This window comes from Acinetobacter sp. MYb191 (assembly GCF_037572605.1).
GTDB lineage: Bacteria > Pseudomonadota > Gammaproteobacteria > Pseudomonadales > Moraxellaceae > Acinetobacter > Acinetobacter johnsonii.
This window is the reverse complement of the sequence record NZ_JBBGZP010000004.1, coordinates 1-657: the sequence shown is the minus strand read 5'-3', so window position 1 is coordinate 657 and position 657 is coordinate 1. Positions and strand designations below refer to the sequence as shown.

The 657-nt window shown below is 43.7% G+C and carries 1 pseudogene; it reads right to left on the bottom strand.

Annotation, left to right across the window (positions count from 1 at the left end):
- Positions 1-657: pseudogene (locus tag WH214_RS00060) on the bottom strand (trimeric autotransporter adhesin Ata); the annotation flags it as partial.

Here is a 657-nt window from a genome sequence, read left to right as displayed (position 1 = left end):
GTCTTTGATGCTTAAGCCAGCATTGTTAATGAGCGTATCGCCCAGCTTCACAGAGTCAAAGCTGACATCTTTCTTCGTTGCAACTTTGTATTCTTTGCTACCATCAGCATTGGTGACATCGGTAACCGTGATGTTGTCGCCTTCAACCACAGTCGTTTTAGCCGCCGCTGCTGCTTTATTAACTGAGTCAATCGCATCATGAATGGTGTTCTTGCCCGTATTACCCACATTTGAAGTCGTTACACCACCATCAGCATTTAGTGATGTATTACCACCAATACTGTTTTTAATGCTGTTTGCAGTATGGTGAAGCTGGCTGCCATTCACTGCATCTTGTGATGTACTCTTAATATCACCATTGGCAACATTGGTGATTTTCTTTTTACCTGCATCAATGCCCTGAGCCGTAATGCTTGGACCGTCTTTGATGCTTAAGCCAGCATTGTTAATGAGCGTATCGCCAAGCGTGACTGAATCGAATTTAACGTCTTTCTTCGTCGCAACTTTATATTCTTTGCTGCCATCAGCATTAGTGACATCTGTAATCGTGATGTTGTCGCCTTCAACCACAGTCGTTTTAGCCGCCGCTGCTGCTTTATTAACTGAGTCAATCGCATCATGAATGGTGTTCTTGCCCGTATTACCCACATTTGAAGT